We start from the raw sequence: 21,634 nt of genomic DNA on the forward strand, positions 1-21,634 counted from the left end.
GCAGAGCGCCGGCGTCCTACTTCTAGTACTGCTCCGTCTCGACGTACGCCTCGTCGTCGTCCTCGGAGCCGTAGGAGTCGGCCGCGCTGCTCGGGTCGAACCCGGGCGGGGAGTCCTTCAGCGACAGCCCCATGTCGATGAGCTTCTGCTTGACCTCCTCGATGGACTTCGCGCCGAAGTTCCTTATATCGAGAAGGTCCTGCTCGGAGCGGGCGACGAGCTCTCCCACAGTGTGGATGCCCTCGCGCTTGAGGCAGTTGTAGGACCGCACCGTCAGGTTCAGGTCCTCGATCGGCAGGGCCAGATCGGCGGCCAGGGCCGCGTCCGTGGGCGAGGGGCCCATGTCGATGCCCTCGGCGTCGACGTTGAGCTCGCGCGCCAGGCCGAACAGCTCGACCAGGGTCTTGCCCGCGCTGGCGACCGCGTCGCGGGGCCGGATGCTGGGCTTGGTCTCGATGTCCACGATCAGCCGGTCGAAGTCCGTGCGCTGCTCCACACGGGTGGCCTCGACCTTGTAGGTGACGCGCAGTACCGGCGAGTAGATCGAGTCGATCGGGATGCGCCCGATCTCCTGGCCGGGCTGCTTGTTCTGCGTCGCCGAGACGTAGCCGCGGCCGCGCTCGACCGTCAGCTCCATCTCCAGCTTGCCCTTGCCGTTGAGGGTCGCGATGTGCAGGTCGGGGTTGTGCACCTCGACGCCCGCCGGCGGAGCGATGTCCGCAGCGGTGACCACACCGGGGCCCTGCTTGCGCAGGTACATCAGCACGGGCTCGTCGTGCTCGGAGCTGATGACGAGGCCCTTGAGGTTGAGGATGAGCTCGGTGACATCCTCCTTCACGCCGGGCACGGTGGTGAACTCGTGCTCGACTCCCTCGATGCGGATGCTGGTGACCGCTGCCCCCGGGATGGAGGACAGCAGGGTGCGGCGCAGCGAGTTGCCGATCGTGTAACCGAAGCCCGGCTCCAGCGGTTCGATGACGAACTTGGACCGGAACTCGCCGAGGGACTCCTCGGAGAGCGTCGGACGCTGAGCGATCAACATGGTGGATGATTCCTTTCCCCGGGCCGCCCGCTATTTGACGGCCACTGGACGGCCCCGCGGTCGCGGGACCCGATCTGCCCTGACCTCCTACGCCCTGCGGGCGCGGGGGCAGCGCGGCTGTCCGCCGGTGTCAGACCCGGCGGCGCTTCGGCGGACGGCAGCCGTTGTGCGGCACCGGCGTGACGTCCTGGATGGAGCCGACCTCCAGGCCGGTCGCCGTGAGGGAGCGGATCGCGGTCTCGCGGCCGGAGCCGGGGCCCTTCACGAAGACGTCGACCTTGCGCACCCCGTGCTCCTGCGCGCGGCGGGCCGCGGCCTCGGCGGCCATCTGCGCGGCGAACGGGGTGGACTTGCGGGAGCCCTTGAACCCGACCTGGCCGGAGCTGGCCCAGGAGATCACCGCGCCGTTGGGGTCGGTGATGCTCACGATCGTGTTGTTGAAGGTGCTCTTGATGTGCGCATGGCCATGGGAAATATTCTTCTTTTCCTTGCGGCGCACCTTGCGTGCAGTGCTCTGACGGCCCTTAGGCGGCATACCTGATAACTCCCAAGATCATCGGTCCGTTCGCGGTGTCCGGCCGCATCGGCGCGGCGGCCGGTCGGTGAGGACGGACTACTTACTTCTTGCCGACCTTCTTCTTGCCGGCCACGGTCTTCTTCTTGCCCTTGCGGGTGCGCGCGTTGGTCTGCGTGCGCTGTCCGTGCACCGGCAGGCCGCGGCGGTGGCGCATGCCCTGGTAGCTGCCGATCTCCATCTTGCGACGGATGTCGGCCTGGACCTCGCGCCGCAGGTCGCCCTCGACCTGGTAGTTGGCGTCGATCCAGTCGCGCAGCTTCACGAGGTCGTCCTCGCTCAGCGCGTGGACGCGGGTCTCGGAGCTGACGCCCGTGTTCTGGAGGGTCTCGACGGCGCGGGTGCGCCCGATCCCGTAGACGTAGGTGAGGGCGATCTCCACCCGCTTCTCGCGGGGGAGGTCGACGCCGGCGATGCGTGCCATATGGGCGACTCCTCGATTCTCTCTGCGGAGGTTGTTCCCGTCCCACCCTCTCGTCGCCCAATCGACGAGGCCCCGGCCTCCGACCGGGGGTTGTCCCTTCCTCGCGGAGGGATCGGGACAGGACCGTCTGTGCGCCTCCGCGGCTCGCCGCGGGGGCCTGTTTCTCGTGTCGTCAGTGCACTGCGCTCAAGAGCGCGCCGGGCAGCTGCGGGAACTAGCCCTGGCGCTGCTTGTGGCGCGGGTCCGAGCAGATGACCATGATCGTGCCGTGGCGGCGGATCACCCGGCACTTGGCGCAGATCTTCTTGACGCTCGGCTTGACCTTCATGGTGGCTCCGAACTCATGGAACTCGTGCGTCACCGCTACCGCCGGAGGCCCCGGCGACGGTGGCGGACTACTTGTATCGGTAAACGATGCGCCCGCGCGTCAGGTCGTACGGGCTCAGCTCTACGACGACTCGGTCGTCGGGAAGGATGCGGATGTAGTGCATGCGCATCTTGCCGCTGATGTGGGCAAGGACCTTGTGCCCGTTGTCGAGCTCCACTCGGAACATTGCGTTGGGTAGGGACTCGATAACGGAGCCCTCGATTTCGATGGCGCCGTCTTTTTTAGCCATATCCTCCACCGGGACCATCCCCGTCGGAAACGGGGAACATACGGAATGACCCGAGCACTGCGCCCGGGCACTGCTGAAGCGATAGCGAACACTGAGAGATCAGGTCGACTGCGTCAGCAACCCGCGTGCGGCGAGCGGACGCGGGCGATGGCGGGCAGCCCGACCCAACAGCCCGAGTGTGGGCATAGCCATTCTACCCTCTTGCGCGGGTGCTGCCGACCGGGCCGCGAGGACGTACCGCCCCGCGGCCCACCGGACGGCGTGCACGGCCGCGGTCGCATGCGGCTATCCGCCGCCGCTCTGCGGCCCGCCGCGGTTCACGGCTGCCAGCGCCAGGGTTATGAACCCCATCACGATACCCCATGGAACGAGCACCCACAGGAACCACGGATATCCGGCGGACGCTCCGGTCAAGAACAGGATCAGCCAGATGGTGAAGCACAGCAGGTTCACCCCGGCCCACAGCGCCCACGGGATCGCCAGCGCGGGATCGCGCAGCAGCCCGCCGTCGGCGCCCAGGACCGGCGCCGGCGGAGCCTGCTCGTCGATCGGCGGGCCGATCAGCTCGCTTTCGGGCAGGTCGGCGGTGAGCGCCTCCAGTTCGGCGCGGGTGCGCGCGTTGTAGGCCCTCTCCAGGCGCAGGTTGAACTCCTCGCCTTCGAGCCGGCCCTCCGCGAAGTGCCGCTGGAGGACCTTCGCCACGAGGTCGCGGTCGGTGTCGGATGCCCGCATCTCGGGTGAGGACTCCGGCATCGCCCATCTCCTCCAGCATCCGCGCGAGAGCGGCGCGCCCGCCCGCAGTGCCCATCGTAGGCGACGGACCCGGCCCCCGTACCGCTCGGCGCGCGTCCCCCCGGACCGGACCCGATCCCCGTGGCGCCCGAAGTACTAGAAGCCGGGGTCGCAGAACCCGAGCGCGGCGATGCGCTCGCGGTTCTCCTCGCGGGCCGTCAGCACCAGCGGGCCGTCGGCCGTGATGGCCACCGAGTGCTCGAAGTGGGTCGAACGCTCGCCGTCGCGGGTGACGACGGTCCAGCCGTCGTCCAGCTCGACCACGTGGCGGGTGCCGGCGTTGGCCATCGGCTCGATCGCCAGGCACATGCCCTCGACCAGCTCCTGGCCCTTGCCGCGCCGCCCGTAGTTGAGCACGTGCGGGTCCATGTGCATCTCGGTGCCGATGCCGTGCCCGCCGTACTCCTGCACGTTGCCGAAGCGCCCCTGCGAGCGCATGTAGCCGTCGATCGCGGCGCCGATGTCGCCCAGCCGCTTACCGGGCCGCAGCTCGGCGATCCCCCGCCACATGGCCTCCTCGCAGACGTCCATCAGCCTCGCGTCCTGCGGGCGGGCCTCGCCGACCGCGAGGGTGATCGCGGAGTCGCCGTGCCAGCCGTCCAGGATCGCGCCGCAGTCTATGGAGACGAGGTCGCCCTCGCGCAGCGTCTTTCCGGCGCGCGGAATGCCGTGGACGACCTCCTCGTTCACCGAGGCGCAGATGGAGCCGGTGAACCCGTAGTAGCCCTTGAACGAGGGCACGGCGCCGGCGTCGCGGATGCAGCGTTCGGCGACGGCGTCGAGGTCCAGCGTGCTCATACCGGGCTCGACGGCGGCGCGCAGCATGTCGAGCGTGCGCGCCACCACCTTGCCCGCTTCACGCATCTTCGCGATCTCGGCGGCCGTCTTCAGCTGGACCGGCGGATCCGCCTTGCGGAACATCAGGCGTCGCTTCGCAGTGCGGCCTTGGCCCGCTCGGTCACGGCGTCCACGCCGCCTGTGGCGTCGATCGCCACCAGGATGCCCTCGCCCTGGTAGAAGGACACCAGCGGCTCGGTCTGCTCGCGGTAGACCTCCATGCGGTGGCGGACGACCTCTTCGCGGTCGTCGTCGCGCTGGAACAGCTCGCCGCCGCAGTCGTCGCACACGCCCTCGGCCGCGGGCGGCTCGAACTCGACGTGGTGGACGCGGTTGCAGTTGCGGCACTGCCGGCGACCGGAGAGCCGCTTGACGATCTCCTCCTCGTCGACCTTGAGCTCCAGCACGGCGTCCAGCCGCACGCCCAGGTCGTCGAGGATCTTGTTCAGCTCCTCGGCCTGGGCGACGTTGCGCGGGAAGCCGTCGAGCAGGAAGCCGCCCCGGGCGTCCTCCTCTTTGAGCCGGTCGCGGACCATCGCGTTGGTGACCTCGTCGGGGACGAGGTCGCCCCGGTCCATGTAGGCCTTCGCCTGTTTCCCGAGCTCGGTGCCACCGCTGACGTTGGCACGGAAGATGTCGCCTGTGGACACCTTCGGAATGGACAATTCGGACGCCAAGATCTGGGCCTGGGTGCCTTTTCCGGCTCCCGGGGGTCCCACCAATACGGCACGCACTATCGCAAGAAACCTTCGTAGTTCCGCTGCTGGAGGTGACTCTCGATCTGCTTCACCGTGTCCAGCCCGACACCGACCATGATCAGGATGCTCGTACCGCCGAACGGGAAGTTCTGCGTCGCACCGGAGGCTCCCAGCGCGATCATCGGCAGCAGAGCGATCAGCCCGAGGTACAGCGAACCGGGCGTCGTCAGCCGGGTGAGGACGTAGTCCAGGTACTCGGCGGTCGGACGTCCGGGCCGGATACCCGGGATGAACCCACCGTACTTCTTCATGTTGTCGGCGACTTCAGCGGGGTTGAAGGTGATGGCCACGTAGAAGAACGCGAAGCCGATGATCATCGCGAAGAACGTGGCCATGTACACCGGGTGCGTGCCCGAGATGAAGTACTGGTTGATGAAGTCGGCGACCGGGTTGTCGGCGTCCTGGCCCATCAGGCCCACGGCCAGCTGCGGCAGGTACAGCAGCGACGACGCGAAGATCACCGGGATGATGCCGGCCTGGTTGACCTTCAGCGGGATGTAGGTGGAGCTGCCCCCGTACATCCGGCGGCCCACCATGCGCTTGGCGTACTGCACCGGGATCCGGCGCTGCGCCTGCTCGATGAAGACCACGCCGGCGATCAGCACCAGGCCCGCCACGCAGATGACGGCGAAGATCCAGGTCTCCTGCTCCTGGAACATCGTGGTCATCGCCGAGGGGAAGCCCGCCACGACCGTGGTGAAGATCAGCAGCGACATGCCGTTGCCGACCCCGCGCTCGGTGATCAGCTCGCCGAACCACATGATCACGCCGGTGCCCGCGGTCATGGTGATGACGATGGTCACCAGGGTCAGCGGATCCTGGTTGGGCATGTACGTGCTCACCGGGATCTGGCCCTGGAACAGCTGCCCGGTGCGCGCCATGGCGACGATGCTGGAGGACTGCAGGACCGCCAGCAGCAGGGTCAGGTAGCGCGTGTACTGGGTGATCTTGCCCTGGCCGGCCTGGCCCTCCTTCTTGAGGGCCTCCAGGCGCGGAACCACGACCGTGAGCAGGTTGATGATGATGCTCGCGGTGATGTAGGGCATGATCCCCAGCGCGAAGACCGCCAGCTGGAACAGTGCGCCTCCGCTGAAGAGGTTCAGCAGCGTGAAGACTCCGGTGGAGTCCTGCGCCTGAACCGACTCCAGCTGTTCGCGGATGGCGGCCGAGTTGATGCCCGGCGCCGGAATCACCGCCCCCAACCGGAAGATGGTCAGGATGAACAGCGTGAAAAGCAGCTTGTTGCGGAGGTCAGGCGTGCGGAACGCACGGATGAACGCACCTAGCACGTCTCCTCCTGCGAGGTTTCGGCGGCGGAACCGGTTCCAGACATCGCGGCCGATCCAGAATCGTCGTAGCACGTCGGTCCCGGGAGGGGCCCCGGGACCCTGAGGTCTTGGGTCAAGCAGTATCGCACTGTAACAGCCAATCGCGGGGGGATAAGGATCGTCCAGCTCACAGGGCGTCACGCCCCGTGGCGAGGCGACAGCACGCGGGCAGTGCCCCCGAAACTACCTCAACCCGCCGCTGAACGCGCAGAGGCGCCCGCCGGTTCCCACCCCGTGGGAGGTCCGGCAGGCGCCTCTGACGCGACGCGTAGGTCATTCCTACCGCTCGGTGACGCTGCCACCGGCCGCGGTGATCTTCTCCCGGGCCGACGACGAGCACGCGTCCACGGACACCTGGACGGCGACCGAGATCTCGCCCTCGCCCAGCACCTTGACGGGCTGGTTCTTGCGAACCGCGCCCTTGGCGACCAGGCTCTCGACGGTGACCTCGCCGCCCTCGGGGTACAGCTCGCCCAGCCGGTCCAGGTTGACCACCTGGTAGGTGGTCTTGAACCGGGCGTTGCTGAAGCCCTTGAGCTTGGGCACGCGCCGGATCAGGGGCATCTGGCCGCCCTCGAACCCGGCCGGCACCGTGGAGCGGGCCTTGGTGCCCTTGGTGCCGCGGCCCGCGGTCTTGCCCTTGGACGCCTCGCCGCGACCCTTGCGGATCTTGGCCTTGTTGGAGCCCGGAGCCGGCTTCAGGTGGTGCAGCTTCAGCGGCTCGTCAGGCGTGTAGTCGCTCATGCGTCGACCTCCTCGACATTCACGAGGTGCGCGACGACGTTGATCTGCCCGCGGACGGAGGGGTTGTCCTCACGCACCACCGACGAGCCGATCTTGCGCAGTCCGAGCGACCGCAGAGTGTCGCGCTGGTTCTGCTTGCCGCCGATCTTGGAGCGGACCTGGGTGATCTTCAGCTTGTTCGCCATGGTCAGGCACCCGCCTTCGCCTCTGCACGGGCGCGCAGCATGGCGGCCGGAGCCACGTCCTCCAGCGGGAGACCGCGCCGAGCGGCGATCTCCTCGGGCTGGTTGAGGTCCTTGAGCGCGGCGACGGTGGCGTGCACGATGTTCAGCGGGTTCGACGAGCCCAGCGACTTGCTCAGCACGTCGTGGATGCCCGCGCACTCCAGCACCGCGCGGACCGGACCGCCGGCGATGACACCGGTACCGGGCGCGGCCGGGCGCAGGAGCACGACGCCGGCGGCGTCCTCGCCCTGGACCCGGTGCGTGATCGTGCCCTGGACGCGCGGGACGCGGAAGAAGTTCTTCTTCGCGGTCTCGACGCCCTTGGCGATGGCCGCGGGGACCTCTTTGGCCTTCCCGTAGCCGACGCCGACCATGCCGTTGCCGTCGCCGACGACGACCAGAGCGGTGAAGCTGAAGCGCCGACCGCCCTTGACCACCTTGGCGACCCGGTTGATGGTCACGACTTTCTCGATGTAGGAGACACCCTTGTCTGCGGCGCCGCCGCGGCGATCGTCACGGCGGTCACGCCGCTCGCCACCGGCGCCGCGCCGCGGAGCTGCAGCCATCAGTGGTTCCTCTTCCCGTTGGTGAAAATGCTTGCGACCGGGTTCATCAGAACTCCAGTCCGCCGGAGCGCGCGCCGTCGGCGAGCTCGGCCACGCGGCCGTGGTACCGGTAGCCGCCGCGGTCGAACACGACCGCCGTGATGTCGGCCGCCTTCGCGCGCTGGGCAAGCAGCTCGCCGACCTTGCGGGACTTCTCGGACTTGGTGCCCTCGCCGTCGCGGATGTCGCGGTCGAGCGTCGAGGCCGCCACCAGCGTGTGGTGCCGAGTGTCGTCCACGATCTGGGCGACGATGTGCTTGGAGGAGCGGAACACCACCAGACGCGGGCGCGCCGGGGTGCCCGAGATCTTCTTGCGGACCCGAAGGTGGCGCCGCGCACGGGAACTCGCGCGCTTGGCCGTCCCCTTGCTGCGGGTCAGCGTCGTGGACTTGCCCATGACTACTTACCAGCCTTTCCGGCCTTGCGGCGGATGCGCTCACCCTGGTAGCGCACGCCCTTGGCCTTGTAGGGGTCGGGCCTGCGCAGGTTGCGGATGTTCGAGGCGACCTGGCCCACGAGCTGCTTGTCGATGCCGTCGACGTGCAGCACGGTCGGCTTCTCGACGCGGAAGCTGATGCCTTCGGGCGGTTCCACCACGACCGGGTGGCTGAAGCCCAGGGAGAACTCCAGGTTGGAGCCCCGCGCCTGGACCCGGTAACCGACACCGTGGATCTCCAGCGTCTTGGAGTATCCGTTGGAGACTCCCTCGACGAGGTTGGCGATGAGCGCACGGGTGAGCCCGTGCAGCGAGCGGTTGTCCGGCTTGTCGTCGGGCCGGTCCACGCGCAGCGCGTCGTCTTCCCATGCGATCGTGATGGGCTCGGCCACCCGGTGGCTCAGCTCGCCCTTCGGGCCCTTGACCGTGACGTCCTGCCCGTCGATGGTGACCTCGACGCCCTTGGGAACCGAGATCGGCCGTCGACCAATACGCGACATGTCGAAATCCCTCCCTCTACCAGACGTAGGCGAGGACTTCGCCGCCCACGCCGCGCTTCTTGGCCTGCTTGTCGGTCATCAGGCCGCCGGACGTCGAAATGATGGCGACGCCGAGGCCTCCCAGCACGCGCGGAAGGTTGTCCTTCTTCGCGTAGACGCGCAGGCCGGGCTTGGAGACCCGCCGCACGCCGGCGATGGAGCGCTCGCGCGTGGGGCCGTACTTGAGCTCCACCACCAGGTTCTTGCCCACGGTGGCGTCCTCGGAGCTCCAGCCCTGCACGAAGCCCTCCTGCTGGAGGATCTCGGCGATGTGCGCCTTGATCTTGGAATACGGCATGACCACGCTGTCGTGGTAAGCCGAATTCGCGTTACGCAGACGCGTAAGCATGTCTGCGATCGGGTCGGTCATCGTCATGGCCGATAGGCCCTTCCTCACCGCGGTTTCCCCAAGGACAGGCGCTTCCCTTCAGCGCCTGTTCCCGCGCCGGACGCGGGCTCCTCTAGGACCTACGGCGTGGTCATGGACACCGCGCCGATGTGCTCGGCACCGTGCCCTGTCGGTTGGTGTCGGTTGTCGCTCGCGGTTCCGGCCGGGGCCGGGACCGCGATTCCTACAGTCCGCTGTGCGAGCAGGCGGCCGCCGGAGCGGCCGCGCCTGTGCCCGCCGAGGACCGCGCACCGTGGCGCTGGTCCGGCGGGCACGGGCGCAGGGGACCTACCAGCTCGCCTTGGCGATGCCGGGGAGCTCGCCGCGGTGGGCCATCTCGCGGAAGCAGATGCGGCACAGGCCGAACTTCCTGAAGACGGCGCGCGGACGGCCGCACCGCGAGCACCGAGTATATGCGCGAACGCCGAACTTCTGCTTGCGGTTCGCCTTGGCGATCAGAGCCTTCTTAGCCATGGTCTCCCCTAGGACTCCTTGAAGGGGAAGCCGAGCCGCTTCAGCAGGCTGCGCCCCTCGTCGTCGGTGGTCGCCGAGGTGACGACCGTGATGTCCATTCCGCGCTGCCGGTCGACCTTGTCGGGGTCGATCTCGTGGAACATGACCTGCTCGGTCAGCCCGAAGGTGTAGTTCCCGCGCCCGTCGAACTGCTTGGGCGAGAGCCCGCGGAAGTCGCGGATCCGGGGCAGCGCCAGCGAGAGCAGCCGGTCGAGGAACTCCCACATCCGGTCGCCGCGCAGCGTGACGCTGGCGCCGATCGGCATGCCCTCGCGCAGCTTGAACTGCGCGATCGAGTTCTTCGCCCGGTTGATCCGCGGCTTCTGGCCGGTGATCAGCGAGAGGTCGTTCACCGCGCCCTGGATCAGCTTGGCGTCGCGCGCGGCGTCGCCCACACCCATGTTCACCACGATCTTGGTCAGACCGGGGATCTGCATGATGTTGCCGATCCCGAACTCCTCGCGCAGGGCCGCGATGATCTCCGAGCGGTACTTCTCCTTCAGCCGCGGCATCTCCGGGGCCTTCGGGGCGGAGGTCTCAGTGTCGACCGTCATCAGATGTCCTTACCGGTACGGCGGGAGATCCGAACCTTGGTTCCGTCTTCCTCGAAGCGGTAACCGACGCGCGTGGGCTGGCCGTCGTCCACGATCGCGACGTTGCTCACGTGGATCGGGGCCTCCATGGTGACGACCTCGCCCTGCTGGCCGCCCGCCGGGTTCGCCCGCTTGTGCTTCTTGATGAGGTTGACGCCTTCGACGACGACACGCTGCTCCCGGGGCAGGGCCTTGATGACCTTCCCGGTGGCACCCTTGTCCTTGCCGGCGATGACGACGACCTCGTCGTCCTTCTTGATCTTCATCGCCTAGAGCACCTCCGGCGCTAGCGAGATGATGCGCATGTACTTCTTGTCCCGCAGCTCGCGGCCGACCGGTCCGAAGATGCGGGTGCCGCGCGGGTCCCCACCGTCCTTGATGAGCACGGCGGCGTTCTCATCGAAGCGGATGTAGGAGCCGTCGGGCCGGCGGCGCTCCTTGGAGGTGCGCACGATCACGGCCTTGACGACATCGCCCTTCTTCACGCCCGCGGCGGGGAGGGCGTCCTTGACTGTCGCCACGATGGTGTCGCCGATGCCCGCGTAGCGCCGACCCGAGCCGCCGAGGACACGGATGGTCAAGATCTCCTTGGCCCCCGTGTTGTCGGCGACCTTGAGTCGCGACTCCTGCTGAATCACGTCTGCTCCTGATTTGTGCGCGCGTGGCCCGCCAGGGCCCGCGCTGCTAGGTGGTCACACCCCTGGGGCGGCCGATCTCCACGAACCGGCCGCCGGATCCGGGGGTTACTTGGCCTTCTCCAGGATCTCCACGACGCGCCAGCGCTTGGTCGCGGACATCGGCCGGGTCTCCATCATTCGCACCCGGTCGCCGACGCCGCAGGTCTCACCCTCGTCGTGGGCCTTGTACTTGGTGGTGCGGCGGATGACCTTGCCGTAAAGCGAGTGCTTCACGCGGTCCTCGACCTCGACGACGACCGTCTTGGACATCTTGTCGCTGACGACGTAGCCCTCGCGCACCTTGCGGTAGTTCCGCGTCGAACTCTGCGTGGTCTCGCTCATTCGGCTGCTTCCTTCGTCTTCTCAGCCGACTCACCGGTAAGCGGCATGATTCCGAGCTCGTGCTCGCGCATGACCGTGTAGATCCGGGCGATCTCACGCTTGACGGTGCGCAGCCGGCTGTGGTTGTCCAGCTGCCCGGTGGCGGCCTGGAAGCGGAGGTTGAACAGCTCTTCCTTCGCCTCCTTGAGCTTGCCCACCAGGTCCTCGACGGACTGGCCGCGCAGCTCCTGGGCGGTCAGGGACTTCGCCATCACGCCTCCACTTCGCGCTTCACGAACTTGCATGTCTTCGGCAAGCACCGCATGGGGAGCTTCTGCGTCGCCCGCATCACGCCTCCACCTCGCGCTTCACGAACTTGCACCTCATGGGGAGCTTGTGCATCGCCCGGCGCATGGCCTCCTTGGCGATCGGCTCCGGCACACCCGACAGCTCGAACATGACGCGCCCGGGCTTGACCGGCGCCACCCACCACTCGGGCGAACCCTTGCCGGAGCCCATGCGGGTCTCGGCCGGCTTCTTGGTGATGGGGCGGTCCGGGAAGATGTTGATCCACACCTTGCCGCCACGGCGGATGTGCCGCGTCATGGCGATACGGGCGGCCTCGATCTGCCGGTTGGTGACGTAGGCGGCGTCCAGCGCCTGGATGCCGTACTCGCCGAAGTTGACCTTCGTGCCGCCCTTGGCCCGCCCCGTGAGGTCGGGGTGGTGCTGCTTGCGGTACTTGATCTTGCGGGGAATCAGCATCGGTCAGCTCCCCTCGTTCCCGGACTTCTCCGCGCCCTGACCGGACTCGGCACCGGCGCCGGCCTTGGCCTCGCCCTGCTGGCCCTGGCCGCCGCGGCGACGGCGCCCGGGGCGCTCACGGCGCTGGCCCGCGCCACCGCCGCCGCCACCGCCCGGAGCGCGCTGCGCGGCCTGGGCCGCCTCGCGCTCGGCGCGGGTCGCGGGAGCGTCGCCCTTGTAGATCCACACCTTCACGCCGATCCGGCCGAAGGTGGTGCGGGCCTCGAAGAAGCCGTAGTCGATGTCGGCGCGGAGCGTGTGCAGGGGCACGCGGCCCTCGCGGTAGAACTCCGAACGCGACATCTCGGCACCGCCGAGGCGGCCTCCGCACTGGATGCGGATGCCCTTGGCCCCGCTCTTCATCGCACTCTGCATGGCCTTGCGCATCGCCCGACGGAACGCGACTCGGCTGGACAGCTGCTCCGCCACACCCTGAGCGACGAGCTGAGCGTCGGTCTCCGGGTTCTTGACCTCGAGGATGTTGAGCTGGACCTGCTTCTTGTTGGTCAGCTTCTCCAGGTCGGCGCGGATGCGGTCGGCCTCCGAACCGCGGCGGCCGATGACGATGCCCGGCCGGGCGGTGTGGATGTCGACGCGGACGCGCTCACGGGTGCGCTCGATCTCGACCTTGGAGATCCCGGCGCGCTCCATGCCGCGGTTCAGCATCCGGCGGATGGCCACGTCTTCCTTGACGTAGTCCTTGTACAGCTTGTCGGCATACCACCGGGTCTTGTAGTCGGTGGTAACGCCGAGTCGGAACCCGTGCGGGTTGACCTTCTGCCCCACTATCGGGTCCTCTCCTTCGTCTTGGTCGACGAGGCGCCCGCGGTCTCACGCGGCTCAACGACCACAGTGATGTGGCTCGTCCGCTTGGTGACCCGGAACGCGCGGCCGAAGCCGCGCGGCCGGATGCGCTTCAGGGTCGGACCCTCGTCCACCCAAGCTCCACCGACCACCAGCGTCTCGCGGTCCAGCTTGTCGTTGTGCTCGGCATTGGCGATGGCGCTCGCGAGCACCTTGCCCACCGGTTCACTCGCCGCCTGAGGCGCGAACCGGAGCACCGCCTGTGCCTCGTCAGCGGGCAACCCGCGAATAAGGTCCACCACCCGGCGGGCCTTTCGGGGCGTAACACGGACGAACCGTGCCTGTGCCCTCGTTCCCATCGCTTTTCCCTCGCTCACGGAAATCACCCCCACGCACCGTGGGGTAATGGCTCTTACTCCTAATGCAACCGCTAGCGGCGGCTACGGCGGTCTTCCTTGACGTGGCTGCGGAAAGTGCGCGTGGGAGCGAACTCGCCGAGCTTGTGACCGACCATCGACTCGGAGACGAACACCGGGACGTGCTTGCGGCCGTCGTGGACGGCGATGGTGTGCCCGATCATCTCGGGAACGACCATGGAACGCCGCGACCACGTCTTGATGACGTTCTTGGTGCCCTTCTCGTTCTGCTCTTCCACCTTCTTGATCAGGTGGTCGTCGACGAAGGGGCCCTTCTTAAGGCTACGTGGCATCAGACGTGCTCCTTACCGCTTCTTCTTGCTACGCCGACGCACGATGAGCCGGTCACTGGGCTTGTTCGGCCTGCGGGTGCGCCCCTCGGGCTTGCCCCAGGGGCTGACCGGGTGCCGGCCGCCCGAGCTCTTGCCTTCGCCACCGCCGAGCGGGTGGTCGACCGGGTTCATGGCGACACCGCGGACGGTGGGGCGCTTGCCCCGCCAGCGGTTGCGTCCGGCCTTGCCCCAGTTGATGTTGGACTGCTCGGCGTTGCCCACCTGGCCGACGGTGGCGCGGCAGGTCACCTCGACCTGGCGCATCTCGCCGGAGGGCATGCGCAGCGTGGCGTAGGCGCCCTCCTTGGCCAGGAGCTGGATCTGCGACCCGGCCGACCGGCCCAGCTTCGCGCCGCCGCCGGGCTTCAGCTCGACCGCGTGCACGAAGGTACCCGTGGGGATGTTGCGCAGCGGGAGGCAGTTGCCCGGCTTGATGTCGGAGTTGGGGCCGTTCTCCACGCGGGCGCCCTGCTTGAGGCCGGCGGGCGCCAGGATGTAGCGCTTCTCGCCGTCCACGTAGTGCAGCAGCGCGATCCTCGCGGTGCGGTTGGGGTCGTACTCGATGTGGGCGACCTTGGCGGGGACGCCGTCCTTGTCGTGGCGGCGGAAGTCGATCACCCGGTAGGCCCGCTTGTGCCCGCCGCCCTGGTGGCGGGCGGTGATGCGGCCCTTGCCGTTGCGACCGCCCTTGGAGTGGAGCGGCCGCACCAGCGACTTCTCCGGGTGGTCGCGCGTGATCTCGACGAAGTCGGCCACGCTTCCGCCGCGGCGACCTGGTGAGGTCGGCTTGTACTTACGAATGCCCATCTTCTTCGCGCATTCCTTTGCGTATTACTCGTTGCGATCGCTCGGGGGACCGGCTCGCCTGTGCGGCGAAACGCTCACACGCCGAAAATGTCGATCCGGTCGCCGTCGCGCAGGCTCACGATCGCCCGCTTGGTGTCGGGGCGCTTGCCGTACCCGAAGCGGGTCCGCTTGCGCTTGCCCGGACGGTTGATCGTGTTCACGCTGGTGACCTTCACCTCGAAGATCTTCTCCACCGCGATCTTGATCTGCGTCTTGTTGGCCGTGGGCTGGACCAGGAACGTGTACTTGTTCTGGTCCATGAGCCCGTAGCTCTTCTCGGAGATCACCGGCTCGACGATGATGTCCCGAGGGTCGGGGATCCTCACTGGTCCTCCTCCTGCGACTCGCGCACCGCCTTGGCGGTGCCCTGAGCGTGGGCCAGGAACTCCTCGTAGCCCCGCTCGGTGAAGACCACGTCGTCGCAGTAGAGGACGTCGCGGGTGTTCACCTGGTCGGCGTCGAGGATGTGCACCTCGGGAACGTTGCGCAGGGCGAGCCGGTTGTGCTCGTCCGCGCGCTCCAGCACGACCAGCACCTTGGCGGAGGCGGTGACCTGGCGCAGCGCCTTCAGCGCGGTCTGGGTGCGCTTGGTGGCGACGTCCTCGCCGACGAACTCGCTGACGATGTGCACGCGGTCGTGGCGGGCGCGGTCGGAGAGCGCGCTGCGCAGTGCCGCGGCCTTCATCTTCTTGGGAGTCCGCTGCGTGTAGTCGCGCGGCTGCGGGCCGTGGACCGTGCCGCCGCCCACGAACTGCGGAGCGCGCGTCGAGCCCTGGCGGGCGCGACCGGTCCCCTTCTGGCGGTAGGGCTTCTTGCCGCCGCCGCGGACCATGCCGCGGGTCTTGGTGGCGTGCGTGCCCTGGCGGCCGGCGGCCTCCTGGCTCAGCACGACCTGGTGCATCAGCGGGATGTTCGCCTTCTGGTCGAAGATCGACTCGGGCAGCTCGACGCTGCGGCCGGCCTTGCCCTGGGCGTCCTTCACGTTGATGGTCGAAGCCATGGCTTACTTACCCCCCTTCACGGCGGTGCGGACGAGCACCAGTCCGCCGTTCGGACCGGGAACCGAGCCCTTGACCATGATCAGCCCCTTCTCCGCGTCCACCGAGTGGACGGAGAGGTTCTGGATGGTCTTGCGCACGTTGCCCATCCGCCCGGCCATCCGGGTGCCCTTGAACACGCGCCCGGGCGTGGCGCAGCCGCCGATGGCGCCGGGCGAACGGTGCTTGCGCTGGGTGCCGTGGGTGGCGCTCAGGCCGCGGAAGCCGTGGCGCTTCATCCCGCCGGCGAAGCCCTTGCCCTTGCTCTTGCCGGTGATGTCGACGAACTCGCCGACCTCGAAGGCGTCGGCGGTGAGCTCCTGGCCGAGCTGGTACTCGGCGGCGTCGGTGGTGCGAACCTCGACGTAGTGGCGGCGCGGGGTGAGATCGTGCTTGCGCAGGTACTCGCCGAGCGGCTTGTTCACCTTGCGCGGGTTGATCTTCCCGTAGCCGATCTGGATGGCGGAGTAGCCATCGGTCTCCGGAGTACGGACGCGCGTCACGACGCACGGACCGGCCTTCAGAACCGTCACGGGCACGATCCTGCCCGCGTCGTCGAAGACCTGGGTCATGCCGAGCTTCTCGCCCAGTACTCCCGTGATCTGCTTGGTGGCCATGTCAGTGCGTCCTTTAAAGCTTGATCTCGATGTCGACGCCGGCCGGGAGGTCGAGCCGCATGAGCGAGTCGACGGTCTTCGGCGTCGGGTCGATGATGTCGATCAGCCGCTTGTGCGTGCGCATCTCGAAGTGCTCGCGCGAGTCCTTGTACTTGTGCGGCGAGCGGATGACGCAGTAAACGTTCTTCTCCGTCGGCAACGGCACCGGGCCAGCGACGCTCGCACCAGTCCGCGTCACGGTCTCGACGATCTTGCGAGCTGAGCTGTCGATGACCTCATGGTCATAGGCTTTGAGCCGAATGCGGATCTTCTGTCCCGCCATGGTGGCCTTTTCGTCCTTCGCTTAGTGTCCGTAGAGGCGCGGCGCCGGCTGCCGCCGGCACGTGCCCCACAGGGGCTTGCCCTTGGGTGGCTCTATTCACCTGAGAATCTGCAACAGGGCTGTCCCCTGAGGCGCATCACCGCTACAGAGCCCGATGACGTCGGTCATGTCGGGGGCGGCCGGGCCGAGTCTCGCGCGGCCCGGCCGCCCCCGGAGGCGGTTCCGGCGTCGTCGCCGGGCCCGCCCCCGCACGTCCCGTGCTACTTGATGATCTTGGTCACTCGGCCCGCGCCGACGGTCCGGCCACCCTCGCGGATGGCGAACCGCAGGCCCTCCTCCATCGCGACCGGCTGGATGAGCTGGACGGACATCTCGGTGTTGTCACCGGGCATGACCATGTCCGTGCCCTCCGGCAGCGTGACGACGCCGGTGACGTCGGTCGTGCGGAAGTAGAACTGCGGACGGTAGTTGTTGAAGAAGGGCGTGTGGCGCCCGCCCTCGTCCTTGGACAGGATGACGACCTGCGCCTCGAACTGCGTGTGCGGGGTCGTCGTGCCGGGCTTGATGACGACCTGGCCGCGCTCGACGTCCTCGCGCTTGGTGCCGCGCAGGAGCAGACCGACGTTGTCGCCCGCCTGGCCCTGGTCGAGCAGCTTGCGGAACATCTCCACACCGGTGACGGTGGTGGTCTGCTTGTCTTCCTTGATGCCGACGATGTCGACGGTCTCGTTGACGTTGATGACACCGCGCTCGACGCGGCCGGTGACGACGGTCCCGCGGCCGGTGATCGAGAAGACGTCCTCGATCGGCATCAGGAACGGCTTGTCGACGTCGCGCTCCGGGTTCGGGATCTTCTCGTCAACGGCGTTCATCAGCTCGAGGACGTTCTGGCTCCACTCGGCGTCGCCCTCCATCGCCTTCAGCGCGGAGACCTTAACGACCGGAACCTCGTCGCCCGGGAACTCGTACTCGTTGAGGAGCTCGCGGACCTCCAGCTCGACCAGGTCGAAGATCTCCTCGTCGTCGACCATGTCGGCCTTGTTCAGCGCGACCACGATGTAGGGCACGCCGACCTGGCGGGCCAGGAGCACGTGCTCCTTGGTCTGGGGCATCGGGCCGTCGGTGGCGGCCACGACCAGGATGGCACCGTCCATCTGCGCCGCACCGGTGATCATGTTCTTCACGTAGTCGGCGTGGCCGGGGCAGTCGACGTGCGCGTAGTGGCGCTGCTCGGTCTCGTACTCGACGTGCGCGACGGAGATGGTGATACCGCGCTCGCGCTCCTCAGGAGCGTTGTCGATGTCCTCGAACGGCGTGAACGGGTTCAGCTGCGGGTAAGCGTCGTGCAGAACCTTGGTGATGGCGGCGGTAAGCGTGGTCTTACCGTGGTCGATGTGACCGATGGTGCCGATGTTGACGTGCGGCTTGCTCCGCTCGAACTTGGCCTTCGCCACTGGATTTCTCCTAGACGTACAGGGTTGCTAGCTGGACTGGATACGTATCGCGGTTACTCGCCGCGCGCCTTCGCCACAATCTCTTCTGCGACGCTGGACGGGACCTCCGCGTAGGAGTCGAACACCATCGTGTACGTGGCTCGACCCTGCGTACGGCTGCGCAGGTCACCCACGTAGCCGAACATCTCCGAGAGGGGCACCTGGGCCTTGACCACACGGGTGCCCGAGCGCTCCTCCATCGACTGGATCTGACCGCGCCGACTGTTCAGGTCGCCGATCACGTCGCCCATGTAGTCGTCGGGCGTCGTGACCTCCACCGCCATGACGGGCTCAAGCAGAACCGGCTTGGCCTTGCGCGCCGCTTCCTTGAACGCCATGGAGCCGGCGACCTTGAAGGCGAGCTCGGAGGAGTCGACGTCGTGGTACGCGCCGTCCTGCAGCGTCACCTTGATCCCCACCAGGGGGTATCCGGCGAGAATGCCGAACTCGGCAGTCTCCTGGCAGCCGGCGTCCACCGAGGGGATGTACTCCCGGGGGATGCGGCCGCCCGTGATGTTGTTGACGAACTCGTAGCCCGCGCTGTCGCCGCCGTCCTCGGACAGCAGCGGCTCCAGGTCGATCACCACGCGGCCGAACTGGCCCTGGCCACCCGTCTGCTTCTTGTGGGTGTAGTCGACCTTCTCGACCTTCTTGCGAATGGTCTCGCGGTAGGCCACCTGCGGCCGGCCGATGTTCGCCTCGACCTTGAACTCGTCGCGCATGCGGTGGACGAACACCTCGAGGTGCAGTTCCCCCATGCCCGAGATGACCGTCTGGCCGGTCTCCTCGTCGGTGGACACCCGGAAGGAGGGGTCCTCGTCGACGAGGCGCTGGATGGCCACACCCAGCTTCTCCTGGTCGCTCTTGCTCTTGGGCTCGATGGCGACCTCGATGACCGGCGCCGGGAACGTCATCGACTCCAGCACGATCGGCTTGGCGGAGTCGCACAGCGTCTCGCCGGTGGTGGTGTCCTTCAGACCCATCACCGCGACGATGTCGCCGGCGCCCACACGCTGGATCTCCTCGCGCTTGTTGGAGTGCATCCGGTAGATCTTGCCGATGCGCTCCTTGCGGCCCTTCACGCTGTTCAGGACCTGCGTGCCGGTGTCCAGCACACCCGAGTAGACCCGGATGTAGGTGAGCTTGCCCAGGTGCGGGTCGCTCATGATCTTGAAGACCAGAGCCGAGAACGGCTCCTCCTCGGACGGACGCCGGGAGAGTGCGGCCTCCTCGGACTCGTCCTTGGGGTCGTGGCCCTCGATGGCCTCGACGTCCAGCGGCGCGGGGAGGTAGTCGACCACGGCGTCGAGCAGCGGCTGCACACCCTTGTTCTTGAACGCGGTGCCGCACAGCACCGGGATAGCGGTGCCGGCGATCGTCGCGCGCCGGATGGCCGGCTTGACCTGCTCGATCGTGGGCTCGACGCCCTCCAGGTACAGCTCCATGATCTCGTCGTCGGCCTCGGCCAGCGTCTCGATCATCTTGTCGTGGGCCTCACGGGCGGCCTCGGCGTGGCTGTCGGGGATGTCGACGGTGTCGTACATCTCCCCCAGCTTCGTCTCCTCGCTCCAGACCAGCGCCTTCATGTGCACCAGGTCGATGACGCCCTTGAAGTCCGACTCGGCGCCGATCGGCAGCTGCACCGGCAGCGGGTTCGTGTTCAGGCGGTCGGAGAACATGTCGACACAGCGCTGGAACTCCGCACCGATCTTGTCCATCTTGTTGATGAAGCAGATCCGCGGAACCCCGTAGCGGTCGGCCTGGCGCCAGACCTGCTCCGACTGCGGCTCGACACCCTCCTTGGCGTCGAACACAGCGACGGCACCGTCGAGCACACGCAGCGAACGCTCGACCTCGACCGTGAAGTCGACGTGGCCGGGCGTGTCGATGATGTTGATCGTGTGGTCGTCCCAGTGGGTGGTCGTAGCCGCGGACGTGATCGTGATACCCCGCTGCTGCTCCTCCTTCATCCAGTCCATGGTGGCCGCGCCGTCATGGACCTCACCCAGCTTGTAGTTCACGCCGGTGTAGAAGAGGATGCGCTCGGTGGTCGTGGTCTTACCCGCGTCGATGTGCGCCATGATCCCGATGTTGCGGACCTTGGCAAGGTCAAGAGCAGTGGTAGCCATGAGGGCTCGTCTTCTCTCGGTCTCGTATCGATAAAGCCGCGGGGATTACCAGCGGTAGTGGGCGAAGGCCTTGTTCGACTCCGCCATCTTGTGGGTGTCCTCGCGGCGCTTGACGCTGGCGCCCAGCCCGTTGCTGGCGTCGACCAGCTCGTTCAACAGCCGCTCGGTCATGGTCTTCTCGCGGCGCTTGCGCGAGTAGGTGACCAGCCAGCGGAGAGCGAGGGTCGTGCTGCGGGACGAGCGGACCTCGACCGGCACCTGGTAGGTGGCGCCGCCGACACGGCGGCTGCGCACCTCGAGGGCGGGCTTCACGTTGTCCAGCGCACGCTTGAGCACCACGAGCGGGTCCTGGCCGGTCTTCTCGCGCGCGCCTTCGAGGGCCTTGTAGACGATCCCCTGGGCGATCGAGCGCTTGCCGTCGAGCAGCACCTTGTTGATCAGCGAGGTGACGAGCGGCGATCCGTAGACCGGGTCGGTAATGAGCTGGCGCTTCGGCGCCGGGCCCTTGCGCGGCATGCTTACTTCTCCTTCTTAGCGCCGTAACGGCTTCGCGCCTGCTTGCGGTTACGCACGCCCTGGGTGTCGAGAGAGCCGCGGACGATCCGGTACCGGACACCCGGCAGGTCCTTCACACGACCGCCGCGCACGAGCACGATGGAGTGCTCCTGGAGGTTGTGTCCGATACCGGGGATGTAGGCCGTGACCTCGATCCCGCTGCTCAAGCGCACACGGGCGACCTTGCGCAGGGCGGAGTTCGGCTTCTTCGGCGTAGTGGTGTAGACACGCGTGCACACACCACGACGCTGCGGACTCCCCTTCAGCGCCGGGGTCTTGTTCTTTGCGACCTTGTCCTGTCGGCCCTTGCGGACCAGCTGCTGGATGGTGGGCACCGCGTCTCCGTCTTTCTCGTGACCTACGCCGGTTCTTCTTAGCCGATGTGTCCTGTGACCTGCTGGACTTCCCGTCCTCCCCTACCCCCGCACCCGGGCGTGTCGCGCTCTACCCCAAGCATGGCGGAATCCGGATAACGTCCGACCCTGCGGTCGTTTCGCTGGGAGGAGGTGTCACGCTCCGCGCTCTGCACTGTCCGGCGAAAGCCGTTCGCAGAGTGCGCACGTGCTGACCCGTCGACTCACGGGCACGAATTTACAGAGTACCGAAGGCTCTGTAGCAGGTCAAAATGACGACCGCCAGCTTCGGTACTCCTGATTCCGCAGCCTCATGCTGTCGTAGGTCTTCCTCTAGTGTACGGGCTCTCAGGAGTGCTCGTGCGGAATAATCCCCATCAGGTCCGGGACTTCCCGCCACTGTCCGCGCGGCGCGCCCGCGGATGTGGCCGAAGACACCGGTGCCCGGTGCGGTCGCGGCCGCACCGGGCACCGGAGCCTCCTTTGCAGGCACCCGCGGCGGGTGCCTGCGGAG

34 protein-coding genes are annotated in these 21,634 nt (G+C 67.5%); all 34 read right to left on the reverse strand.

Going from position 1 to position 21,634, the window contains the following annotated elements:
• Positions 1-22 precede the first annotated feature (22 nt).
• Positions 23-1,042, reverse strand: a complete 1,020-nt coding sequence (locus ABEA15_RS19445; protein WP_344141873.1) for a DNA-directed RNA polymerase subunit alpha — start codon at positions 1,040-1,042, stop codon at positions 23-25.
• A 130-nt stretch (positions 1,043-1,172) separates the two neighbouring features.
• Positions 1,173-1,577 (reverse strand): 30S ribosomal protein S11, encoded by a 405-nt coding sequence (rpsK, locus tag ABEA15_RS19450; protein WP_156001680.1) that lies wholly within the window; start codon positions 1,575-1,577, stop codon positions 1,173-1,175.
• 82 nt (positions 1,578-1,659) lie between these two features.
• Positions 1,660-2,040: a 30S ribosomal protein S13 gene (rpsM, locus tag ABEA15_RS19455; protein WP_344141874.1), complete on the reverse strand. Its 381-nt coding sequence runs from the start codon at positions 2,038-2,040 to the stop codon at positions 1,660-1,662.
• 214 nt (positions 2,041-2,254) lie between these two features.
• Positions 2,255-2,368: a 50S ribosomal protein L36 gene (gene rpmJ / locus ABEA15_RS19460; protein ID WP_040274893.1), complete on the reverse strand. Its 114-nt coding sequence runs from the start codon at positions 2,366-2,368 to the stop codon at positions 2,255-2,257.
• 67 nt (positions 2,369-2,435) lie between these two features.
• Positions 2,436-2,657 (reverse strand): translation initiation factor IF-1, encoded by a 222-nt coding sequence (gene infA / locus ABEA15_RS19465; RefSeq protein WP_017593374.1) that lies wholly within the window; start codon positions 2,655-2,657, stop codon positions 2,436-2,438.
• A 285-nt stretch (positions 2,658-2,942) separates the two neighbouring features.
• Positions 2,943-3,410, reverse strand: a complete 468-nt coding sequence (locus ABEA15_RS19470) for a DUF1707 SHOCT-like domain-containing protein (RefSeq protein WP_344141876.1) — start codon at positions 3,408-3,410, stop codon at positions 2,943-2,945.
• A gap of 135 nt (positions 3,411-3,545) precedes the next feature.
• A complete protein-coding gene (gene map, locus ABEA15_RS19475; RefSeq protein WP_345558086.1) occupies positions 3,546-4,370 on the reverse strand; it encodes a type I methionyl aminopeptidase in 825 nt (274 codons plus the stop codon).
• The gene (locus tag ABEA15_RS19480) at positions 4,370-5,020 is read right to left on the reverse strand and encodes an adenylate kinase (RefSeq protein WP_344141880.1); all 651 of its coding nucleotides are present in this window, start codon (positions 5,018-5,020) and stop codon (positions 4,370-4,372) included. Before ABEA15_RS19480 ends, map begins: the two co-directional genes overlap by 1 nt.
• The gene (gene secY, locus ABEA15_RS19485; protein WP_344141881.1) at positions 5,020-6,333 is read right to left on the reverse strand and encodes a preprotein translocase subunit SecY; all 1,314 of its coding nucleotides are present in this window, start codon (positions 6,331-6,333) and stop codon (positions 5,020-5,022) included. Before secY ends, ABEA15_RS19480 begins: the two co-directional genes overlap by 1 nt.
• Before the next feature lie 318 nt (positions 6,334-6,651).
• Positions 6,652-7,116, reverse strand: a complete 465-nt coding sequence (rplO, locus tag ABEA15_RS19490) for a 50S ribosomal protein L15 (RefSeq protein ID WP_311545719.1) — start codon at positions 7,114-7,116, stop codon at positions 6,652-6,654.
• Positions 7,113-7,301: a 50S ribosomal protein L30 gene (gene rpmD / locus ABEA15_RS19495; protein WP_311545720.1), complete on the reverse strand. Its 189-nt coding sequence runs from the start codon at positions 7,299-7,301 to the stop codon at positions 7,113-7,115. Before rpmD ends, rplO begins: the two co-directional genes overlap by 4 nt.
• Before the next feature lie 2 nt (positions 7,302-7,303).
• Complete coding sequence (rpsE, locus tag ABEA15_RS19500; protein ID WP_156001687.1) at positions 7,304-7,906, reverse strand: 30S ribosomal protein S5; 603 nt, start codon at positions 7,904-7,906, stop codon at positions 7,304-7,306.
• 46 nt (positions 7,907-7,952) lie between these two features.
• Positions 7,953-8,342: a 50S ribosomal protein L18 gene (rplR, locus tag ABEA15_RS19505; protein WP_345558090.1), complete on the reverse strand. Its 390-nt coding sequence runs from the start codon at positions 8,340-8,342 to the stop codon at positions 7,953-7,955.
• Between the two features lie 2 nt (positions 8,343-8,344).
• Positions 8,345-8,881, reverse strand: a complete 537-nt coding sequence (rplF, locus tag ABEA15_RS19510) for a 50S ribosomal protein L6 (RefSeq protein WP_344141884.1) — start codon at positions 8,879-8,881, stop codon at positions 8,345-8,347.
• A gap of 16 nt (positions 8,882-8,897) precedes the next feature.
• Entirely contained in the window at positions 8,898-9,296 is a 399-nt protein-coding gene (gene rpsH / locus ABEA15_RS19515; protein ID WP_344142033.1) for a 30S ribosomal protein S8, read from the reverse strand.
• A gap of 300 nt (positions 9,297-9,596) precedes the next feature.
• Positions 9,597-9,782 carry a type Z 30S ribosomal protein S14 gene (locus ABEA15_RS19520; RefSeq protein WP_311545723.1) on the reverse strand — a complete coding sequence of 62 codons (186 nt, stop codon included), beginning with the start codon at positions 9,780-9,782 and terminating at the stop codon, positions 9,597-9,599.
• A gap of 8 nt (positions 9,783-9,790) precedes the next feature.
• Positions 9,791-10,375: a 50S ribosomal protein L5 gene (rplE, locus tag ABEA15_RS19525; RefSeq protein WP_344141885.1), complete on the reverse strand. Its 585-nt coding sequence runs from the start codon at positions 10,373-10,375 to the stop codon at positions 9,791-9,793.
• Positions 10,375-10,680: a 50S ribosomal protein L24 gene (gene rplX, locus ABEA15_RS19530; protein ID WP_311545725.1), complete on the reverse strand. Its 306-nt coding sequence runs from the start codon at positions 10,678-10,680 to the stop codon at positions 10,375-10,377. The genes rplE and rplX overlap by 1 nt, the downstream gene beginning before the upstream one ends.
• 3 nt (positions 10,681-10,683) lie before the next feature.
• Positions 10,684-11,052 carry a 50S ribosomal protein L14 gene (rplN, locus tag ABEA15_RS19535; RefSeq protein WP_311545726.1) on the reverse strand — a complete coding sequence of 123 codons (369 nt, stop codon included), beginning with the start codon at positions 11,050-11,052 and terminating at the stop codon, positions 10,684-10,686.
• A 105-nt stretch (positions 11,053-11,157) separates the two neighbouring features.
• Positions 11,158-11,433 (reverse strand): 30S ribosomal protein S17, encoded by a 276-nt coding sequence (rpsQ, locus tag ABEA15_RS19540; protein WP_344141887.1) that lies wholly within the window; start codon positions 11,431-11,433, stop codon positions 11,158-11,160.
• Positions 11,430-11,684, reverse strand: a complete 255-nt coding sequence (rpmC, locus tag ABEA15_RS19545; RefSeq protein ID WP_040274920.1) for a 50S ribosomal protein L29 — start codon at positions 11,682-11,684, stop codon at positions 11,430-11,432. Before rpmC ends, rpsQ begins: the two co-directional genes overlap by 4 nt.
• Positions 11,685-11,760: 76 nt before the next feature.
• The gene (rplP, locus tag ABEA15_RS19550; RefSeq protein WP_344141888.1) at positions 11,761-12,177 is read right to left on the reverse strand and encodes a 50S ribosomal protein L16; all 417 of its coding nucleotides are present in this window, start codon (positions 12,175-12,177) and stop codon (positions 11,761-11,763) included.
• Positions 12,178-12,180: 3 nt separating this feature from the next.
• The gene (rpsC, locus tag ABEA15_RS19555) at positions 12,181-13,002 is read right to left on the reverse strand and encodes a 30S ribosomal protein S3 (protein ID WP_344141889.1); all 822 of its coding nucleotides are present in this window, start codon (positions 13,000-13,002) and stop codon (positions 12,181-12,183) included.
• Positions 13,002-13,379 carry a 50S ribosomal protein L22 gene (gene rplV, locus ABEA15_RS19560; protein WP_156001857.1) on the reverse strand — a complete coding sequence of 126 codons (378 nt, stop codon included), beginning with the start codon at positions 13,377-13,379 and terminating at the stop codon, positions 13,002-13,004. Before rplV ends, rpsC begins: the two co-directional genes overlap by 1 nt.
• A gap of 71 nt (positions 13,380-13,450) precedes the next feature.
• The gene (gene rpsS / locus ABEA15_RS19565; RefSeq protein WP_156001696.1) at positions 13,451-13,729 is read right to left on the reverse strand and encodes a 30S ribosomal protein S19; all 279 of its coding nucleotides are present in this window, start codon (positions 13,727-13,729) and stop codon (positions 13,451-13,453) included.
• A gap of 12 nt (positions 13,730-13,741) precedes the next feature.
• Positions 13,742-14,575 (reverse strand): 50S ribosomal protein L2, encoded by an 834-nt coding sequence (gene rplB, locus ABEA15_RS19570; protein WP_311545731.1) that lies wholly within the window; start codon positions 14,573-14,575, stop codon positions 13,742-13,744.
• A gap of 74 nt (positions 14,576-14,649) precedes the next feature.
• Positions 14,650-14,940: a 50S ribosomal protein L23 gene (gene rplW / locus ABEA15_RS19575; protein ID WP_311545732.1), complete on the reverse strand. Its 291-nt coding sequence runs from the start codon at positions 14,938-14,940 to the stop codon at positions 14,650-14,652.
• Complete coding sequence (gene rplD / locus ABEA15_RS19580) at positions 14,937-15,614, reverse strand: 50S ribosomal protein L4 (protein ID WP_345558095.1); 678 nt, start codon at positions 15,612-15,614, stop codon at positions 14,937-14,939. Before rplD ends, rplW begins: the two co-directional genes overlap by 4 nt.
• Before the next feature lie 3 nt (positions 15,615-15,617).
• On the reverse strand, positions 15,618-16,268 hold the full coding sequence (gene rplC, locus ABEA15_RS19585; protein ID WP_344141894.1) for a 50S ribosomal protein L3: 651 nt from the start codon (positions 16,266-16,268) through the stop codon (positions 15,618-15,620).
• A 13-nt stretch (positions 16,269-16,281) separates the two neighbouring features.
• Entirely contained in the window at positions 16,282-16,590 is a 309-nt protein-coding gene (rpsJ, locus tag ABEA15_RS19590) for a 30S ribosomal protein S10 (protein WP_017621536.1), read from the reverse strand.
• A 260-nt stretch (positions 16,591-16,850) separates the two neighbouring features.
• On the reverse strand, positions 16,851-18,044 hold the full coding sequence (tuf, locus tag ABEA15_RS19595) for an elongation factor Tu (RefSeq protein WP_344141896.1): 1,194 nt from the start codon (positions 18,042-18,044) through the stop codon (positions 16,851-16,853).
• 53 nt (positions 18,045-18,097) lie between these two features.
• A complete protein-coding gene (gene fusA, locus ABEA15_RS19600) occupies positions 18,098-20,212 on the reverse strand; it encodes an elongation factor G (RefSeq protein WP_344141897.1) in 2,115 nt (704 codons plus the stop codon).
• 45 nt (positions 20,213-20,257) lie between these two features.
• A complete protein-coding gene (gene rpsG, locus ABEA15_RS19605; protein ID WP_311545737.1) occupies positions 20,258-20,728 on the reverse strand; it encodes a 30S ribosomal protein S7 in 471 nt (156 codons plus the stop codon).
• Between the two features lie 2 nt (positions 20,729-20,730).
• Positions 20,731-21,102, reverse strand: coding sequence for a 30S ribosomal protein S12 (rpsL, locus tag ABEA15_RS19610; protein WP_040274940.1), 372 nt, complete (start codon positions 21,100-21,102; stop codon positions 20,731-20,733).
• Positions 21,103-21,634: the final 532 nt, after the last annotated feature.

Origin of the sequence: Streptomonospora halophila (assembly GCF_039542725.1) — a bacterium.
GTDB lineage: Bacteria > Actinomycetota > Actinomycetes > Streptosporangiales > Streptosporangiaceae > Streptomonospora > Streptomonospora halophila.

What these genes read in the sequence shown, in the direction of transcription:
- ABEA15_RS19445 (WP_344141873.1), bottom strand. Translation starts at nt 1,042, where the DNA reads ATGTTGATCGCTCAGCGTCCGACGCTCTCCGAGGAGTCCCTCGGCGAG.
- rpsK (WP_156001680.1), bottom strand. Translation starts at nt 1,577, where the DNA reads ATGCCGCCTAAGGGCCGTCAGAGCACTGCACGCAAGGTGCGCCGCAAG.
- rpsM (WP_344141874.1), bottom strand. Translation starts at nt 2,040, where the DNA reads ATGGCACGCATCGCCGGCGTCGACCTCCCCCGCGAGAAGCGGGTGGAG.
- rpmJ (WP_040274893.1), bottom strand. Translation starts at nt 2,368, where the DNA reads ATGAAGGTCAAGCCGAGCGTCAAGAAGATCTGCGCCAAGTGCCGGGTG.
- infA (WP_017593374.1), bottom strand. Translation starts at nt 2,657, where the DNA reads ATGGCTAAAAAAGACGGCGCCATCGAAATCGAGGGCTCCGTTATCGAG.
- ABEA15_RS19470 (WP_344141876.1), bottom strand. Translation starts at nt 3,410, where the DNA reads ATGCCGGAGTCCTCACCCGAGATGCGGGCATCCGACACCGACCGCGAC.
- map (WP_345558086.1), bottom strand. Translation starts at nt 4,370, where the DNA reads ATGTTCCGCAAGGCGGATCCGCCGGTCCAGCTGAAGACGGCCGCCGAG.
- rplO (WP_311545719.1), bottom strand. Translation starts at nt 7,116, where the DNA reads ATGAGCGACTACACGCCTGACGAGCCGCTGAAGCTGCACCACCTGAAG.
- rpmD (WP_311545720.1), bottom strand. Translation starts at nt 7,301, where the DNA reads ATGGCGAACAAGCTGAAGATCACCCAGGTCCGCTCCAAGATCGGCGGC.
- rpsE (WP_156001687.1), bottom strand. Translation starts at nt 7,906, where the DNA reads ATGGCTGCAGCTCCGCGGCGCGGCGCCGGTGGCGAGCGGCGTGACCGC.
- rplR (WP_345558090.1), bottom strand. Translation starts at nt 8,342, where the DNA reads ATGGGCAAGTCCACGACGCTGACCCGCAGCAAGGGGACGGCCAAGCGC.
- rplF (WP_344141884.1), bottom strand. Translation starts at nt 8,881, where the DNA reads ATGTCGCGTATTGGTCGACGGCCGATCTCGGTTCCCAAGGGCGTCGAG.
- rpsH (WP_344142033.1), bottom strand. Translation starts at nt 9,296, where the DNA reads ATGACGATGACCGACCCGATCGCAGACATGCTTACGCGTCTGCGTAAC.
- ABEA15_RS19520 (WP_311545723.1), bottom strand. Translation starts at nt 9,782, where the DNA reads ATGGCTAAGAAGGCTCTGATCGCCAAGGCGAACCGCAAGCAGAAGTTC.
- rplE (WP_344141885.1), bottom strand. Translation starts at nt 10,375, where the DNA reads ATGACGGTCGACACTGAGACCTCCGCCCCGAAGGCCCCGGAGATGCCG.
- rplX (WP_311545725.1), bottom strand. Translation starts at nt 10,680, where the DNA reads ATGAAGATCAAGAAGGACGACGAGGTCGTCGTCATCGCCGGCAAGGAC.
- rpsQ (WP_344141887.1), bottom strand. Translation starts at nt 11,433, where the DNA reads ATGAGCGAGACCACGCAGAGTTCGACGCGGAACTACCGCAAGGTGCGC.
- rpmC (WP_040274920.1), bottom strand. Translation starts at nt 11,684, where the DNA reads ATGGCGAAGTCCCTGACCGCCCAGGAGCTGCGCGGCCAGTCCGTCGAG.
- rplP (WP_344141888.1), bottom strand. Translation starts at nt 12,177, where the DNA reads ATGCTGATTCCCCGCAAGATCAAGTACCGCAAGCAGCACCACCCCGAC.
- rplV (WP_156001857.1), bottom strand. Translation starts at nt 13,379, where the DNA reads ATGGGAACGAGGGCACAGGCACGGTTCGTCCGTGTTACGCCCCGAAAG.
- rpsS (WP_156001696.1), bottom strand. Translation starts at nt 13,729, where the DNA reads ATGCCACGTAGCCTTAAGAAGGGCCCCTTCGTCGACGACCACCTGATC.
- rplB (WP_311545731.1), bottom strand. Translation starts at nt 14,575, where the DNA reads ATGGGCATTCGTAAGTACAAGCCGACCTCACCAGGTCGCCGCGGCGGA.
- rplD (WP_345558095.1), bottom strand. Translation starts at nt 15,614, where the DNA reads ATGGCTTCGACCATCAACGTGAAGGACGCCCAGGGCAAGGCCGGCCGC.
- rplC (WP_344141894.1), bottom strand. Translation starts at nt 16,268, where the DNA reads ATGGCCACCAAGCAGATCACGGGAGTACTGGGCGAGAAGCTCGGCATG.
- rpsJ (WP_017621536.1), bottom strand. Translation starts at nt 16,590, where the DNA reads ATGGCGGGACAGAAGATCCGCATTCGGCTCAAAGCCTATGACCATGAG.
- fusA (WP_344141897.1), bottom strand. Translation starts at nt 20,212, where the DNA reads ATGGCTACCACTGCTCTTGACCTTGCCAAGGTCCGCAACATCGGGATC.
- rpsG (WP_311545737.1), bottom strand. Translation starts at nt 20,728, where the DNA reads ATGCCGCGCAAGGGCCCGGCGCCGAAGCGCCAGCTCATTACCGACCCG.